Consider the following 16,582-nt stretch of genomic DNA (forward strand, 5'->3'; position numbering starts at 1 on the left):
GCCGCGCAGGGCCGAGCCGGGCCATCCGCGGGGCGCTCGCCCCCCCCCCCCGCCGGGGCCCCCCCCCCGGGGGGGGGGGGGGGGGCGCCGTCGACTGCGGCCTCAGCGTTGCTGGATGGCCGGCGGGAGGTACTTGTCCTTCGCGATGTCGCTCTTCGGCACGACGCCGTAGACGCGCAGCATCACGTTGAACGTCCCGTCGCGCACCGGGAGCCAGTTCGCGACCGGCACGCCGTCGGGCTGGGTCACCGACATGTAGATCGAGATCGAGCCGTCGGGGTTCGTCTCCAACCCCTCGGTGTAGCTCGCCACGAGGTACTTGTCGAGCTCGTTCGGGATCGGCTGGATGGCCTGCGGCGTGTAGGCGGTCAGCGACCAGAAGCGCTCGGCATCCGGGATCGCGTCGGCCGGGAACGTCAGCACGTAGCCATCGGCGTTCGACCCGTCGAGCGGAGCGCCGTTGCCGTCGAAGAAGGCGTGGTAGTACGCGGCCGTCTCGATCGTGTTGCAGTACTGGCAGAACTCCGTGATCGACGCCCGATCGAGGACGTTCTTCTTCCACGCGCCGATGTTGGTGAAGTGGGTCCAGTTGGTGGTGCCCCGGCTGTCGAGGTAGTTGGCGATGAGGGCGTCGTGCGCCGACCGGGCACCCTGGGCGAACAGCGCGCGCTCGGCGGACGTCAGGCTCGACCCGTCGCCGAACAGCGCGTCGAAGTCATCGGAGAGCTTCTGTTCCTGGCGGGTCAGCGGCGGGGTCCAGCCGTCGTCGGCGACCGCGACCTGCATCTGGCGCAGGAAGTCGATCGGAGCGACGCGGACGAGGTCGTCGGCGATGGTCTTCACCGGGACCCCGAACTCCTCGACCGGCTTGACGGCGGTCGGGACGCCGTCGACGAGGATCCCCTTGCGGAACTCGTTCGCCTCGTCGGTCACGTCCTCGGTGCCGATGTGCTTGTCGACCCGGAAGATCATGATCATGTGCTCGAGCGGCAGCTTGACGACGTTCGCACCCAGCAGGTCGTCCGAGGCGTTCGGTCCGATCAGCGCGTACTGGATGTTCTCCGTGCCCTCGCCCGCCTTCCGCGACGGGATGCCCGACGGGTAGACGTTCCCGTAGGGATCGACGAGCAGCACCGAGTAGCCGACCGGCGTCGCCGGGACGTAGACCCCGACCGGGGTGTCGCCGACCTCGAGCGGCGAGCTCGCGTAGAGCGTGTCGTCGTTGATCGCGACGACCGCCTGGTAGACCGGCGAGATCTCGTTCGGCCCGATGAAGTGGTTGACCGGCACCGGGAGTTCGGTGGTCTGGAAGTGCGTGAACCAGATCGGATAGAAGGTGGTGAGGTAGTTCTCGGTCGTCGAGGCGATGTCCTTGCCCCCGTTGTTGCCGGACGGCGGCGCGGCGGCCGCCGGGGCCACGGTGGTGAGCGCCAATGCGACGGCGGCGGCGGCGAGTGCGGCGATTCGGTTCGGCCCGGTGCGGGCCCGGTCGTGACGATGCATGGTCTTCCCCCTTGCCGGAGCCGGCCCGCCCGACGACGTGACAGGCGGATCCGGCGGCCGATTTCGCGCGGAAAGTACCACAGGACGTGCGGATGCCGTCGGGACCAGTGGCCCTAGCGTCCGACGAGCTCCCGGATGCCGCCGAGCGCGAGTTCGGGCGATCCGAGCAGCGCGACCAGTCCGAGGGCGAGCAGCAGGTTCGCCACCACGGTGGCCCAGAACACGCGACGGAAGCTGCGCTTGCGGGTCTTGTGCCGGAACGCCTGCTGCGCCACGAGCGCCCCGGGCCACCCGCCAGCGAGGTCGACGAGATGCAGCGTCCGCTCGGCGACGCGCGGTGCGCCCCGCCGGGCAGCTGCCTTGTCGGCCCCGTACGCCGCGACGTCGACGAGGCTCGCCGCGCCGAACCAGACGGCGAGCCACCACGGCACGGCCCCGACGAGCAGCCCCACGGCGAGCGCGGCGGCGAACGCGACGAGCACGCCCCAGCTGAGCGCCGCGGGCAGCGGGCGCGAGAGGTCGCGCTCAGGCCGGGCGGCGGGGCGCGGCGGTCGGGATGCCGCGTGCGGCCCGCGCCGCGCGGCCGTCGGTTCGGGTCGCATGACCTCGATCGTACGGGCGGCGCGGGCCGGTGGCATCCGCCCTACTGGTTCGAGAACGCGGCGTCGAACGATGCCGTCGGGCGCGGCCAGATGAGCGAGCGCACGTACTCGAGCGCCTGCGGCCCGCCGTGGAGGCGGTCCATGCCGGCGTCCTCCCACTCGACCGAGATCGGGCCGGTGTACCCGATCGCGTCGAGGGCCCGGAACGCGTCCTCCCACGGCACGTCACCGTGACCGGTGGAGACGAAGTCCCAGCCGCGGCGCGGGTCGCCCCACGGCAGGTGCGAGCCGAGGATGCCGGAACGGCTGTTCGCGGTGCGGATCCGGGTGTCCTTGCAGTCGACGTGGTAGATCCGGTCCTGGAAGTCCCAGATGAAGCCCACCGGGTCGACGCCCTGCCACATCATGTGGCTCGGGTCCCAGTTGAAGCCGAACGCCGGGCGCCGGTCGATCGCCTCGAGCGTGCACACGCTCGTCCAGTGGTCGTACGCGATCTCGGAGGGGTGCACCTCGTGCGCGAAGCGCACGCCCTCGTCGTCGAACACGTCGAGGATCGGGTTCCAGCGGTTCGCGAAGTCCTCGTAGCCCGCGTCGATGACGGAGGCGGGCACGGGCGGGAACATCGCCACGTACTGCCAGATCTTCGAGCCCGTGAAGCCGACGACCGTGTCGACGCCGAGCTTCCGGGCCACGCGGGCCGTGCGCTTGAGGTCCTCCGCCGCGCGCTGCCGCACGCCCTCGGGGTCGCCGTCGCCCCACGTGTAGGGGCGCACGATCGCCTGGTGGCGGAAGTCGATCGGGTCGTCGCACACCGCCTGGCCCGTGAGGTGGTTCGAGATCGCGAACACCTCCAGGCCGTAGCGCTTCAGGAGCTCCTGCTTCTCCTTCAGGTACCCGGGTTCCTCGTCGGCGAGCTTCGTGTCGAGGTGGTCGCCGCCGACGCCGATCTCGAGACCGTCGTAGCCCCACTCCGAGGCCAGGCGCGCGACCTCCTCGAACGGCAGGTCGGCCCACTGCCCGGTGAACAGGGTGACGGGGTGGGTGGCAGGGGTGTCGGTCATGATCGGATCCTCTCTCGGGGTTCGGTGGTCATCGGGGCGCGACACGGTCGCGCTCGGGCGGCTGCGGCATCCGTTCGCCGAGGCCCTGGTGGCGGAGGACGAGGTCGCGCACGGCGGTCGCGGGGACGCGGTCGCCCGCGCCGTCGAGGAACGCGGGATCGGAGGCCAGCAGCAGCGGGGTGTCGGCGGCGCTGTCCGGGAGTCGGCCGTGGGTGCCGCGCACGCAGGTCGGGTCGAGCGGGACGGTGCTCATCGCGTAGCGGAGGCCGAGGGCCTTCCTGGCGAGGTTGCCGGCGGCCTTGGCCTTCGCGAGCCGGTCGGCGGGGTCGAAGAAGAGCTCGGCGGGGTCGTAGCCGGGCTTGCGGTGGATGTCGACGCCGCGCGCGTACTCGGGCGCGCGATCGTCGTCGAGCCAGAAGTAGTACGTGAACCACGCCCCGGGCTCGGCGACCGCGACGAGTTCGCCCGACCGGGGGTGGTCGAGGCCGTACCGGGCCTGCGCGGCACGGTCGAGGACCTCGTCGACGCCGTCGAGCGAGCGCAGGATGGCGGCGACGCGCGGCTCGTCGGCGGGATCGGCGACGTAGACGTGCGCGACCTGGTGGTCGGCGACGGCGAACGCGCGCGAGGTCCACGGGTCGAGCTGCTCGCGGCCGTCCTGCACGTACACCTCGAGCAGGCCCTCGCGGCGGAGGGCCCGGTTCACGTCGACGGGCAGGTCGGCGCGGGCGAGGCCGTATTCGGCGAGCGCGACCACGGTGACGCCCTGCGCGTCGGCCTGGTCGAGGAGCGGAGCCATCGCCGCGTCGAGGTCGGCGGCGGCCCGCGCCGCCTCCGGGGCGTCGGGGCCGAAGCGCTGCAGGTCGTAGTCGAGGTGCGGGAGGTAGGCCATCGTGAGCTCGGGCGCATCGGGTCGGTCCAGCACGCGACGCGTCGCGTCGACGATCCACTGGGTCGACCGGATCGACGCGGTGGGCCCCCAGTACTGGAACAGCGGGAACTCGCCGAGGGCCTCGCGGAGCTCGTCGTGCAGGCCGGGCGGGCGGGCGTAGAAGTCGGGCGACTTGCGGCCGTCGGCGTGGTAGATCGGACGGGGCGTGACGGTCAGGTCGGTGCTCGCGCCCATCGCGTACCACCAGCCGAGGTTGGCGCTGGTGTAGGCGCCGCCGGCCCGGTCCCGCGCGGTCTCCCAGAGCTTCTCGCCCTGCACGAGCCGGTTGTGCTGGCGCCAGAGGAGCACGTCGCCGAGGTCGCGGAAGTACCACCCGTTGCCCACGATGCCGTGGTCGGAGGGCATGCGGCCGGTCAGCACCGTCGACTGGACCGAGCACGTCACGGCGGGCAGCACCGTGCCGAGCTCCGCACGCGACCCGCGCGCGGCCAGGCGCGTGAGGCGCGGCATGTGCCGCAACGCGTCGGCGGTGAGGCCGACCACGTCGAGGAGCAGCACCGGGCGGGTCATGCGGGCTGCCCCTGCCGCTCGGCCAGGCGTGCGGCGGCCCACCGGAGCTCGCCCGCGACGCCCGCCACCAGGTCGACCGGGTGGTCGGCGTCGACGCCGGGGAGCACCGTCCACGTGTACGTCTCGACGTCGACGTGCAGTTCGTCGACCGGCTGGGTCGCGGCGACCGCATCGAGCGAGGCCTCGAGCACGTCGGTGGTCGAGGTCAGCGGCGGCGCCGGCGGCAGGTGCAGCGGCACGTGGAAGTGCACCCGCCATGGCGCCGTCGCGGGCAGTGCGTCGAGCGCCTCGGGCAGGTCGTCGACGCGGAGGACCCCGTCGGCCGCGTCCTCGCGGACCTGGTGCAGGTAGCGGTCCTCCGCGTAGCCGGCGACCGCGTCACGCGCGGCCGGGTCACCCGGGCGCTCGACGTGCAGCGCGGCAGAGGCCTGCACCTTCACCACCCTGATCCCGGCCGCGGCGATGCGGGCCACCTCGGCCCGCGGGTCGGCGAACGAGACCGCGAGGTGGCAGGTGTCCAGGCAGATGCCGACGTGCTCGAGGTCGATCCGGTCGCGATGCGCGTCCAGCCAGGCGACGGTGTCGGCGACGTCGTCGAGCACGCACCCCGGCTCCGGTTCGATCGCGAGGCGGATGACGCGTCCGGTCTCGGCCCGGATGGCGCGCAGCTCGGCGCACAGGGCACCGAGCGCGATGAGGGCGGCGGCGTCGGCCGCGGCATCCCACCCCTCCCGCCACCCGAGCGGCAGCGTCGAGATGCTGCCCGCCCCGCCCGGCGGCAGGAGTGCCGCGAGGACGCGGGCGGCATCGATCGTGTACTCCAGCCGCGCCGGATCGGTCCAGTCCGGCCGGTACACGTCGAGCTTCACGACGTCGGCGTGGAACGCCTCGAACGGGAATGCGTTCAACGTGCGCACCTCGAGCCGCTCCTCGTCGAGGGCCGCGCGCAGCCGGTCGAGCGCCGCCGGCTCGGTCGCGAGCCGCGCCGCGAGCGGCGCCGGCAGCCACAGGCCGACCCCGAGCACGTCGAGCCCGGCGGCACGCCGGATCGGACCCGCCGCGGCGTGCAGCTGCGCCATCACCCCGTCGAGGTCCTCTGCCGGGTGGACGTTGGTGCAGTACGAGAGGTGCACGATCAGCTCGCCTCTGTCGCCGCCGTCGGCACGGCGGCGACACCGCGGAGGATCGAATTGCCCTCGAACAGCTCCGCCTCCGCGCCGACCTCGAACCCGGGCAGCGGGGTCACGTCGAGCCGACCGCTCTGCCCGTAGAACGCGACCGGGTTCTGCCACAGGACCGCGTCGACCTCGGCGGCGGCGAACCCGGCGCCCAGCATGGCCCTCCCGGTCTTCGCCGTGAGCAGCGGATCGGAACGCCCCCAGTCGGCGGCCGAGTTCACGAGCATCCGCTCGGTGCCGAGCCGCTGGAGGATCGCGACCATGCGCTGCGGGTCCATCTTCGTGTCCGGGTAGATGGAGAACCCCATCCAGCAGCCGCGCTCGGCGACGAGGTCGACCGTGACCTCGTTGAGGTGGTCGAGCACCACGAGCTCGGGGGCGATGCCCGAGTTCGCGATGACGTCCAGCGTGCGCTGCGTGCCGTGCTTCTTGTCCCGGTGCGGCGTGTGCACGACCACCGGCAGGCCGTGGCGCTTCGCGAGGTCGAGGTGCGTCTCGAGCACCTCGTCCTCCTCGGGCGTCATGGAGTCGTACCCGGTCTCGCCGACCGCGACGACCGAATCGCGGCGCAGGTACCGGTCGAGCTCCGGCAGCACCTCCCGGCAGCGAGGGTCGTTCGCCTCCTTCGGGTTCAGCGCGATCGCCGCGTGGTGGCGGATGCCGAACTGCGAGGCACGGAAGCGCTCCCACCCCGTGATCGCGTCGAAGTAGTCGAGGTAGCTCGAGACCCCCGTGCGCGGCTGCCCGAGCCAGAACGCGGGCTCGACGATGGCCCGGATCCCGGCGGCGTACATCGCCTCGTAATCGTCGGTCGTGCGCGAGGTCATGTGGATGTGCGGGTCGAAGATGCGCATGGTCAGCGTCCTGTCTCGGGTGATTCGTCGGCGACCGCGGGCAGCAGCGCCCGCAGGTCGTCGGGGATCGGGCGGCCGGCCGCCTCGCGCTCCTCGGCGAGGTCCTGGGCCATGCGCGCGAGTTCGTCGTCGGCCCGTTCGTCGAGCCGAGCGACGCCCGCGAGCGGCACCCCCATGAAGACGAGCTTCACGACGCCGTGCCGCCAGTCGTGGTCCCCGAGGTGGCGGCCGGCGAACGGTCCCATCGCGGCGGCGACGAGTCGCGGGTCGTTCGTCCGGAGCGCATCGCGGACGAGGTCGATGCCCACGGCGCGCACGAGGTCAGGCGCGGCCTGCTCCGCCACGATGCGGTCGAGCACGCCGAGCACCAGGACCCGCTCCTCGGTGTCCCCGCTCCGGTAGCGCGACTCGAGCTCGTCGGCCACGACGATCGCCGGCGCACCGGCCCTCGCCAGCGCCGCGGTCGCTCCATCGCGTCGGGCCCGGACATCGGGGTGGGGTCCCGTGGTCGCGTCGATCATGGTCTTCCGATCTCCTCGAGTACGTCGGTCAGTCGTGCGATGCTCTCCCGCACCAGGCGCGGCGCCGCGTGCGAGTGCCTCGGCAGTTCGACGGCCGCGACGCCGTCGTAGCCGAGTTCGGCGAGCGTGCGGAACGCGAGGTCGAGGTCGAGCGCCCCCGCCCCGAGCTCGAGGTGCTCGTGCGCGTGGGGCAGCATGTCGTCGACCTGCACGTTCACGATCAGGCCGCCCGCGGCCCGCAGCGCGGATTCCACCCCGCCCGGTTCGACCACCACGCAGTGCCCCAGGTCGACCGTCAGTCCGAACTCCGGCGGGTCGCCGAGGTCGGCGCGAAGCCGCAGGGCATCGGCGACGGTCTCGACGAGCATGCCGGGCTCGGGCTCGAACCCGAGCCGGACGCCGCGGGCCCGGGCCGCGGCGACGACCCGGGACATTCGATCGACGAGGCGCGGCCATGCCGCGCCGGGGTCGACGCCGTCGGGCCGCACCCCCGACCACAGCGAGACGCAGTCCGCGCCGAGGATCGCGGCGATCTCGATCGCGCGCACCAGGAAGGCCACGCGCCGCTCAGCCCCGGCGTCGTCGTCGAGCAGGTTCGGACGGTGCTTGCGGAACGGGTCGAGCACGTAGCGCCCGCCCGTCTCGACGACGATCCGGAGGCCGCGCGCGTCGAGGTCGCGGCGGAGCAGTTCGGCGCGGGACTGCCATCCGTCGGCGAACGGGTCGAGGTGCGGATGCCCGAGGGTCAGCGCGATCGCGCCGTAGCCGTTCCGCTGCACGAGGTCGAGCGCATCGGGGAGCGGGTGGTCGGCGAGGCCGTTCGTTCCGTAGCCCAGCACCGGCCGGGCGAGCGCGGTCGGGGCGGTCACGTGATCTCACGTCCCCTCGCGCCGCGACGCGTGAGCACGGCGCCGAGCGCGTCGATCGCGAGCAGGACCACGGCGTCGATCGGGCGGCCGGCGCGCGCCGTCAGCGCCGCCTGCAGCGGGACCATGGCGAGGATGCCGCGACGGGTGGCGTCGCGGACGACCGGGCCGGTCGGCGTGCCGACCGCGGCGGCCTGGGCACGGAGCGCGGGCAGCGCGAACCGAGCGGCGGCGACCCACGAGACGAGGCCCGCGGCATCGGCGGCCGGCCGCACCACGGCGACGGCCGAGCCCGCCGTGACCGCGGCGGCGGCGGCCGCCACCACGGGGCGCGTGCCGTGCACCTCGCCGCGCGCGAGCGCGGTGACGCTCGTGGTGTGTCCGGCCATCACGAGTGCGGGACGCGCGGCGACCCGCGCCGCCCCCGCCCCGGCGCCGAGCAGCACGTCGAGTCCGCGGCACGCGCCCATGACGAGCGGGCCGAGCACGCTGCGCTTGGCCGCGAGGTCGTACGCCCAGATGGCGCCGACGAGCGGAAGGGCCACGGCGAGCGAGGAACGGCCGCCCGTGAGCCCGGCCACCGCGATGCCCGCGATCGTCAGCCCGCCCGCCGTCGCCACGGCGGCCCGCCGCGACACCCGACCGGACGGGATGGGCCGCTCCGGGCGCTCGACGCGGTCGAGTTCGGCGTCGGCGGCGTCGTTCAGCGCCATCCCTCCCCAGTACAGGAGCACCGAGGCGATGGGCAGTCCGAGCCGGGGCAGGACGCCGCGCCGTCCGGTCGCGGCCATGCCCGCGGTCGCATCGCCGAGCACCGTCAGCCCGGCGGGCGCGCGGACCAGTCGGAGGAACGTGGATGCGTCCACCTCACGCCACCTGCGCGGCGGACCTCCGGACCGCGGTCCGGAGCGCCCACGACACGAGTTCGTCGGCCTGACGGGCGAAGGCGTGCACGTCGCTGCCCCAGGGGTCCTTGAAGAAGTAGCCGAGCTCGGCCACCGGGCCGACGACACCGGCGCCGTCGGCGAGGGAGAGCAGTCGCGCGAGGTCGATCACCAGCGGAGCGGCGAGGGTCGAGTCGTACGCGCTCCACGTGGTCTGGAGCGTGATGCGGGTGTCGAGGAAGCCCTCGGCGTGCACGTGGTCCCACGCGGTCTTGAGGTCGCCGAGGTCGGGCACGTTGTCGATGTGCAACGGGGTCACGACGTCGTCGCCGAGCAGGTCGTGCAGGCCGCGGTTCTTCGAGACGAGCTTGGACTGCACCGCGTCGGGGTCGGCGAGGGTCGCGCCGTCGCCGCCCCCGAGGAGGTTCGCTCCCGCCCACGAGAGCACCCGCATGCCGCGGGAGGCGAACATGGGCGCGAGCACCGTGCGCAGCAGCGTCTCGCCGGTCTTGCCGTCCTGACCGGCGATCGGCACCGCCGACTCGGCCGCGAGGTCCCGCAGTGCCGGGATGTCGAGCGAGAGCGACGGGGTGAAGCACGCGTAGGGTGCGGCCGCACCGGCGACGGCGGCGATCGCCGAGAGCGTGCTCGAGGGCAGGGGCTCGGATGCCGAGTCGTCGAGCGCCGCCTCGAGTGCGGCGCGGTCGTGGAATTCGGGTCGGTCGGCGGGGAGCGGTTCGGTCGAGGCGACGTCGATCACGACGACCCGGGCGAGGCCGTGTCGTTCGCGGAAGTCCCGGATGTCGGCGGCGCGGAGCTCGATCTCCTGGCGCTGGGTGCCGCGCGGCGTGCGCGCGACGGGGCGGAGGTCGGCGTCGACCGCGTCGAGTCGTGCGGCGACGGCCTCGACGATCCGGGCGGGAAGCATGCCGCCCGCGGCGAGGCGTCGGGCGCGGTCGGCGAGCGGGGTCTCGTCGACGTCGTGGCCGCCGACGACCAGGTCGGCGAAGCCGGGAAGCGCGACGCCGTCGAACTCCGGTCCGGCGGTGGTGAGGCCGACCGGCGCGGCGAGCCCATCGGCGAGGGCCGCGAGCCCCACGGTCGCGGTGGTCGCGACACTCCCGCGAGCGCCAACGAACCAGATACCGGTCCGTCCATCGTTCATCGTCGAACTCCATTCACTGTGCACCGTTGCGCGTGGGCCGCCAGGCCCGATCTCGAAGCTAGCCGACCTTGAGTCCTCGGTCAATCAGAAGTTGCAGGACTTCGGGGATAACCCGATCATTCCCAGTCGAAAGTCAGGCGACGCGCCCGGGGACGCTCCGCGCGAGTACCCGGAGGTACGCCTCGAGCTCCGCCGGGAGGCCCGCGCCGTCGAGGGCCGACACCGCGTCGGCCGCGCGACGGACGATGCAGGCTCGATGCCGTTCCAACGCACCGCTGTCCCGCATGATCGTGCGGACCCGCTCGACGCCCGCCTCGGAGAGGTCCGCGCGGCCCACGTCGCGGTCCAGGCTCGCCCGCTGCGCCTCCGACGACCCCGCGTACGCGAGCTGGAGCAGGAAGGTGCGCGTGCCGGAACGGATGTCGGAGCTCGTCGACTTGCCGGTCCGCTCCGGGTCCCCGAAGACCGCGAGCTCGTCGTCCATGAACTGGTAGGCGACCCCGAGGTGCCGCCCGAACTCCCCGAGCGCGGCGAGCGCCGCCGCATCCGCCCGTCCCGACGCGACCGCGCCGAGCCGGAGCGGCAGGACCACGCTGTACCCCGAGGTCTTCAGCTCGGCCGTGCGAGCGGGGCGAGCCGCCTCGGGCGGGAGCTCCTCGCCGCGCACGTCCATCAGCTCGCCGGAGATCGCCTGCCCGAGGGCGGTCACGACCTCGAGCACGAGCCCGACCCGGATCCCGTCCGGCACCGGGGCGCGGGCGAGGACCCCGACGGACTCGCCGATGGCGAGGTCGCCGGCCAGGACGGCAGCCGTCGCCGCCCGATGCTCGGCGGTCGCGACCGAGCCGATCGAGCGCAGCGCGTCCCGAGTGACGCCGAACAGGTTCGGCCGACCGTGCCTGCGGTCGTCGCCGTCGATCAGGTCGTCGTGGACGCAGAGCCCGAGGTGGAGCAGCTGCACCGCCGCCGCCAGCGCGTCGCACGCCCTCGCATCGGCGCCGCCCATGCCGAGGTAGGCGGCCGCGGCGAGCCGCGACCTGAGGTACTTCCCGCCGCGCTGCGCCGCGAGCCGGCCGACGAGCTCCGCGAGCTCGGGCTGGTCGTCGGCGGCCGTCGCGATCCCGGCCCAGGCGGTCGCGACCGCCGCCGGCGTGCGCGCGACCGCGGCTTCGACGCGGGCGACGAGCCCAGCCGCCGACTCGCCCTCGCTCCCCTCGACGACAGCGCCGGAGCCCGGCCGCCCCGGCCGCTCGTCGAGCCGGACGGATCCGATCGACGTCATCCCGCACCTCCCCTTCGTTCGCGGAGCCGGCCGACCGATCGCCCGCCCCGGTCAGTCCACGCGGCCGCCGGCGACGCCCACCCACGCCCCCGCGGATCCCGAGCTGTGCTCGACGGCGTCGAGCACCCGCTGCACGTGGAGCCCGTCGGCGAACGACGGACTCGGATCGGACCCGGAGGCGATCGCCTCGACGAAGTCGTGCGCCTGGTTGGCGAAGCCGTGCTCGTAGCCGAGGAGGTGCCCGGCGGGCCACCACGCCGACACCCACGGATGCTCGGGCTCGGTGACGATGATCGAGGTGAAGCCCTGCTCGGCCGCCGGGGCCGACGCGTCGTAGTACTCGATGCGGTTGAGGTGCTCGAGGTCGAACGCGATCGCGCCCTCCGACCCCGACACCTCGACGCGCAGGGCATTCTTGCGGCCCGTGGCCATGCGCGAGGCCTCGAACGAGCCGAGCGCGCCCGAGGCGAAGCGCCCGTGGAAGAACGCGACGTCGTCGACCGTGACCTCACCGATGCCGGTGGCCGGCGCCGACGACCCGCCCGAGATGGCGCCCGACGACGAGCCGGCGATCGGCCGATGCCGCACGAACGTCTCGAGCAGGCCCGACACCTCTGCGACGCGCAGGCCGGTGAGGTACTCCGCCATGTCGACGGCATGCGCGCCGATGTCGCCGAGCGCTCCCGATCCGGCGCGATCCTTCTGCAGTCGCCAGGTCATCGGCGACTCGGGGTCGACGAGCCAGTCCTGCAGGTACGAGGCCCGCACGTGGCGCACCTCGCCGATCCGCCCCTCGGCGATGAGGTGGCGTGCGAAGGCGGTCGCCGGCAGGCGCCGGTAGGTGAAGCCGACCATCGAGCGGATGCCGCGGGCGGCGGCGGCCTCCGCCGCGCGCGTCATCGCCTCGGCCTCGGCCGACGAGTTCGCGAGGGGCTTCTCGCAGAGGACGTGCTTGCCGGCCTCGAGCGCGGCGATCGCGATCTCCGCGTGCGAGTCGCCCGGGGTGACGATGTCGACGATGTCGATGTCGTCGCGGGTGACGACCTCGCGCCAGTCCGACGCCGACTCGGTCCAGCCCCACTTCGCGGCGGAGGCGGCGGCCCGGTCCGGATCTCGACCGACGAGGACGTCCATCGTCGGCTCGACCGACAGGTCGAAGAACCTCGGGGCGACGCGCCATCCCTGCGAGTGGGCGGCCCCCATGAATCCGTTGCCCACCATCGCGACGCGGAGTCGTTCACGCATGCCGATCGAGTGCCTTTCTGGGTAGGGGAGGCTGGGCGCCCCGAGGGGCGCCCAGCCTCGTGAGGGTTCGGGTCAGGACTCGAAGGCGAACTGGATGTACTCGTCCACGTTGTCCGAGGTCACGACCGGCGCGTCGAGCACGATCCGGTTGGCCACGCTCGGCGTGTAGAGGTCGCTCATCGTCTTGCCCTGCGCGATCAGGCGCGCCAGCGCGATGCCGTCGGCCGCCTGGGTCGACGGGTAGATGACCGTCGCCTCGAGCACCGAGTCACCGGACTGGATGGCGCGCATCGCGTTCGCGCTGCCCGCGCCGCCGACCATGAAGAACTCGTCGCGACCCGCGGCGTCGATGGCCGCGAGCACGCCGACGCCCTGGTCGTCGTCGTGGTTCCAGATGGCGTCGATCTCCGGCGCCGCCGAGAGCAGCTGCGAGGTCACGGCCTCGCCGCCCTGGATCGTGAAGTCCGCGGCGACGCGGTTGGTGACCTCGAGGCCGCAGTCGGAGAGCGCGTCGGCGAAGCCCGCAGAGCGGTCCTGGGTGAGCGGCAGCGAGTCGATGCCGGCGATCTCGGCGATCACCGCGTCGTCCTGGCCCTCGAGGCGCTCGCAGATGTACGTGCCGGCGGAGACGCCCATGCCGTAGTTGTCGCCGAGGATCGTCGCGCGAGCCGCGAACGGGCTCGAGAACTCGCGGTCGACGTTGATGACCGGGATGCCGGCCTCCATCGCCTTGGTCGCCGCCTCGGTCAGCGCCGCACCGTCGGTCGGCAACAGCACGATCGCATCGACGCCGTCGTTGACGAAGGTCTCGACCTGGCTGATCTGGAGGTTGGCGTCGTTCGTGCCCTCCGCGACGCGGAGCTCGACATCGGGGTAGCTGTCGGCCGCGGCGATCGCCGCCGAGTTGATGGCGCCGAGCCAGCCGTGGTCGGCCGCGGGGCCCGAGAAGCCGATGACGACCGTGTCGCCGGCCGCAGCGTTCTCCTCGGCGGAGTTCTGGTTCTCCGTGACGTTCGACTCGGAACCGCCCGCGGTACAGCCGACCAGCAGGCCGGCGACCGCGAGGGAAGCGCCCGCCATGACCAGCATGCGGGCTCGTGAGGTGCGGGTGACACTCATTCGTGTAGTCCTCTCATTGGATGTGACGCAGCACCGCCAGATGGACCTCGTTCCATCCGGATGCCACCACATCCAACGGAGTCCACGCTGACGTTTCGTGAGCGTAGCAGAAGATAGCCGGAATTGCGCAACTTATGTTTGTGACGCGTTATAAGTGCATGGCCCGCCAGTTCCCGGACCTGACGCGCGTGAGAGCGCGTTCGGGACGCATTCGAGGAAAATCACTTGCGACATCGCAGGATCCGGTTATGATTTCCGAGTGATCAAAGACGACCATCTTCCGGCATTACTCCGCATGAGCGGGATCTCGAAGAGCTTCGCCGGCGTCCAGGCGCTGAAGAACGTCGACCTCGAGATCGTCGCGGGCGAAGTGCACTGCATCCTCGGCCAGAACGGCGCGGGCAAGTCGACGCTGATCAAGACCCTCGCCGGAGCGCACGCTCCCGACGCGGGCACGATCGAGTGGAACGGCGAGGAGGTCACCCTCCACTCGCCGCAGGCCGCGATCGAGCACGGCATCGCCACGATGTACCAGGAGCTCGACGTCGTCGACGGGCTGACCATCGCCGAGAACATCTTCCTCGGGCATGAGCTGTCCGTCGGCGGGTTCCTCCGCGCCGGCGAGGCGAACTCGCGCACCCGGGCCCTGCTCGAGCGACTCGGCCACGGCGACCTCTCCCCATCCCGCGAGGTGGGCACGCTGAGCGCGGCGAACCAGCAGATCGTGAGCATGGCGCGCGCGCTCTCGCACGACACGCGCCTCATCATCATGGACGAGCCGTCCGCCGTGCTCGACGGCGAGGAGGTGAAGAACCTCTTCCGCGTCGTCCGAGAGCTCACCGCGGCGGGCATCGCGGTGGTGTACATCACGCACCGACTCGAGGAGATCCGGGAGATCGGCGACCGCATCACCGTCCTGAAGGACGGCCGGAGCACGGCGAACGGCCTGGTCGTCGCCGAGACCCCGACCTCGGAGCTCATCCGGCGCATGACCGGCCGCGAGGTCGAGAACGTCTTCCCTCCGGCCACGCCCATCGCCGACGACGCACCGCTCGCACTCGAGGTCGAGGGCCTCTCGCTCGACGGCGTGTTCGCCGACGTCGACTTCACGGTGCGCGCGGGCGAGATCGTCGGCCTCGCCGGCCTCGTCGGGTCGGGTCGCTCCGAGATCCTCGAGACCATCTACGGCGCCCGGCGCGCCACCTCGGGCACCGTCCGCGCGAACGGGAGGGAACTGCGCCGGGGCTCGGTCCGCGATGCCGTCCGCTCCGGCATCGGCCTCTCCCCCGAGGAGCGAAAGAGCCAGGGGCTGCTGCTCGACGAGCCCATCTTCCGGAACGTCACGCTCTCCTCCTTCACCCGGTTCGCACGGGGCGGGTTCGTCGACGAGCGGCGCGAGCGCCGAATCGCCGCCGAGCAGATCGACGCGCTCGAACTCCGGCCGGCCGACCCGGATCGCCCGGCCCGCACGCTCTCGGGCGGCAACCAGCAGAAGATCCTGCTGGCCCGCTGGCTCGTCAACCGCACGTCAGTGCTCCTCCTCGACGAGCCGACGCGCGGCGTCGACGTCGGCGCCCGCGCCGAGATCTACGCCTTGATCCGCAGGCTCGCAGCGAACGGCGACGCCGTCGTCGTCGTCTCCAGCGAGATCGAGGAGGTGCTCGGCCTCGCCGACACCGTCCTCGTCGTGGGTGACGGCCGCATCCTCACCACCGTCAAGTCAGACCAGATCGACGAGCACCAGGTGCTCGACCTCGTCATGAAAGGAACCGCCGCGTGAGCGAGTCCCAGTCCCAGACCATCGCCCCGGCCGAGGCCGGCCCCGAGGCACCGCGGCCCGAGCCGCGGAGCCGGTTCAGCGCGAAGAGCCTCCTGAGCGGATCCGTCGGCCGCAACCTCGGGCTGATCCTGGCCCTCGCCGCGCTCTTCGTCGTCGGCGCGATCACCGCGGGCGATCGGTTCACCAACATCGACAACATCCTCGTGATCGTCCGCCTCGCCTCGATCATCGGCGTGATCTCGATCGGCATGACGTTCGTGATCATCGGCGGCGGCATCGACCTGTCCGTCGGCTCGGTGATGGGCCTCGCGTCGGTGGTCGCCACGCTCTCCGCCATCCAGGCGGCGGCCGACAACTCGACCTGGCTCGTCATGGTCTTCACGGCCCTCGCCGTCGGACTCGCCGCGGGCTTCCTCAACGGCTTCGTCATCGCCTACGGCAAGGTCGTCGCGTTCATGGCGACGCTGGCGATGCTGGTCGCCGCGCGCGGACTCGCCGAGATCCTCGCCAATCGCACGACCCAGGTCGTGCGGATCCCCGAGTTCATCGAGTTCATGAACATGGACCTGCTCGGCGTCGACATGCTCATCTGGATCTTCGTGATCGTCGCGGTCGCCGGGTGGATCCTGCTCAACCGGACGACGTTCGGCCGCCGGACCGTCGCCATCGGCGGCAACCGCGAGGCCGCACGCCTCGCGGGCCTCGCGGTGCGCCGGCACACCATGTACCTCTACGCGCTCGCCGGGCTCACCGCGGGCATCGCGGCGGTCATGATCCTCGGCCGCACGACGGCGGGCACCTCGACCCACGGCACGCTCTACGAGCTCGACGCGATCGCCGCGGTCGTGGTCGGCGGCACCCTGCTCGTCGGCGGGCGCGGAACGATCACGGGCACCGTCTTCGGCGTGCTGATCTTCGCGACGCTCACCAACGTGTTCACGCAGAACAACCTCTCGACGTCCGTCCAGGCGGTCGCGAAGGGCGTGATCATCGTGATCGCGGTGCTCCTGCAGCAGCGCTTCGCGGGCCAGGGTTCGAAGTCGCACTAGCGCGCGGCACG

Annotated in this window: 15 protein-coding genes; 2 read left to right on the forward strand and 13 right to left on the reverse strand. The window is 72.5% G+C overall.

Annotated features, from left to right (window positions below; genetic code table 11):
- Positions 1-102: 102 nt before the first annotated feature.
- From ABME02_RS13260 to ABME02_RS13320, 13 genes are all read right to left on the reverse strand, one after another.
- Positions 103-1,503, reverse strand: coding sequence for a DUF1214 domain-containing protein (locus tag ABME02_RS13260; protein ID WP_353815823.1), 1,401 nt, complete (start codon positions 1,501-1,503; stop codon positions 103-105).
- Between the two features lie 113 nt (positions 1,504-1,616).
- Positions 1,617-2,105 carry a DUF1294 domain-containing protein gene (locus tag ABME02_RS13265; RefSeq protein ID WP_353815824.1) on the reverse strand — a complete coding sequence of 163 codons (489 nt, stop codon included), beginning with the start codon at positions 2,103-2,105 and terminating at the stop codon, positions 1,617-1,619.
- 41 nt (positions 2,106-2,146) lie between these two features.
- A complete protein-coding gene (locus tag ABME02_RS13270) occupies positions 2,147-3,166 on the reverse strand; it encodes a sugar phosphate isomerase/epimerase family protein (RefSeq protein WP_353815825.1) in 1,020 nt (339 codons plus the stop codon).
- Between the two features lie 28 nt (positions 3,167-3,194).
- Positions 3,195-4,628, reverse strand: a complete 1,434-nt coding sequence (locus ABME02_RS13275; RefSeq protein ID WP_353815826.1) for an alkaline phosphatase family protein — start codon at positions 4,626-4,628, stop codon at positions 3,195-3,197.
- A complete protein-coding gene (gene eboE, locus ABME02_RS13280) occupies positions 4,625-5,761 on the reverse strand; it encodes a metabolite traffic protein EboE (RefSeq protein ID WP_353815827.1) in 1,137 nt (378 codons plus the stop codon). Before eboE ends, ABME02_RS13275 begins: the two co-directional genes overlap by 4 nt.
- A 2-nt stretch (positions 5,762-5,763) precedes the next feature.
- A complete protein-coding gene (locus ABME02_RS13285; RefSeq protein WP_353815828.1) occupies positions 5,764-6,660 on the reverse strand; it encodes a TatD family hydrolase in 897 nt (298 codons plus the stop codon).
- Between the two features lie 2 nt (positions 6,661-6,662).
- Positions 6,663-7,181: an EboA domain-containing protein gene (locus ABME02_RS13290; RefSeq protein ID WP_353815829.1), complete on the reverse strand. Its 519-nt coding sequence runs from the start codon at positions 7,179-7,181 to the stop codon at positions 6,663-6,665.
- The gene (locus ABME02_RS13295) at positions 7,178-8,050 is read right to left on the reverse strand and encodes a sugar phosphate isomerase/epimerase family protein (RefSeq protein ID WP_353815831.1); all 873 of its coding nucleotides are present in this window, start codon (positions 8,048-8,050) and stop codon (positions 7,178-7,180) included. The genes ABME02_RS13290 and ABME02_RS13295 overlap by 4 nt, the downstream gene beginning before the upstream one ends.
- On the reverse strand, positions 8,047-8,913 hold the full coding sequence (locus ABME02_RS13300; protein ID WP_353815832.1) for an SCO3242 family prenyltransferase: 867 nt from the start codon (positions 8,911-8,913) through the stop codon (positions 8,047-8,049). The genes ABME02_RS13295 and ABME02_RS13300 overlap by 4 nt, the downstream gene beginning before the upstream one ends.
- A 1-nt stretch (position 8,914) precedes the next feature.
- Positions 8,915-10,096, reverse strand: coding sequence for an inositol-3-phosphate synthase (locus tag ABME02_RS13305; RefSeq protein ID WP_353815833.1), 1,182 nt, complete (start codon positions 10,094-10,096; stop codon positions 8,915-8,917).
- Positions 10,097-10,229: 133 nt separating this feature from the next.
- Positions 10,230-11,378: a polyprenyl synthetase family protein gene (locus ABME02_RS13310; protein ID WP_353815834.1), complete on the reverse strand. Its 1,149-nt coding sequence runs from the start codon at positions 11,376-11,378 to the stop codon at positions 10,230-10,232.
- Positions 11,379-11,429: 51 nt separating this feature from the next.
- Complete coding sequence (locus ABME02_RS13315; RefSeq protein ID WP_353815835.1) at positions 11,430-12,623, reverse strand: Gfo/Idh/MocA family protein; 1,194 nt, start codon at positions 12,621-12,623, stop codon at positions 11,430-11,432.
- Between the two features lie 72 nt (positions 12,624-12,695).
- Positions 12,696-13,742, reverse strand: a complete 1,047-nt coding sequence (locus ABME02_RS13320) for a substrate-binding domain-containing protein (RefSeq protein WP_353815836.1) — start codon at positions 13,740-13,742, stop codon at positions 12,696-12,698.
- A gap of 295 nt (positions 13,743-14,037) precedes the next feature.
- Between ABME02_RS13320 and ABME02_RS13325 the strand changes: the two genes are divergently transcribed.
- On the forward strand, positions 14,038-15,522 hold the full coding sequence (locus tag ABME02_RS13325; protein WP_353815837.1) for a sugar ABC transporter ATP-binding protein: 1,485 nt from the start codon (positions 14,038-14,040) through the stop codon (positions 15,520-15,522).
- Positions 15,519-16,571, forward strand: coding sequence for an ABC transporter permease (locus tag ABME02_RS13330; protein ID WP_436408272.1), 1,053 nt, complete (start codon positions 15,519-15,521; stop codon positions 16,569-16,571). Before ABME02_RS13325 ends, ABME02_RS13330 begins: the two co-directional genes overlap by 4 nt.
- Positions 16,572-16,582: the final 11 nt, after the last annotated feature.

Origin of the sequence: Agromyces zhanjiangensis, assembly GCF_040496055.1 — a bacterium.
In the GTDB taxonomy this organism is placed as follows: Bacteria; Actinomycetota; Actinomycetes; order Actinomycetales; family Microbacteriaceae; genus Agromyces; species Agromyces zhanjiangensis.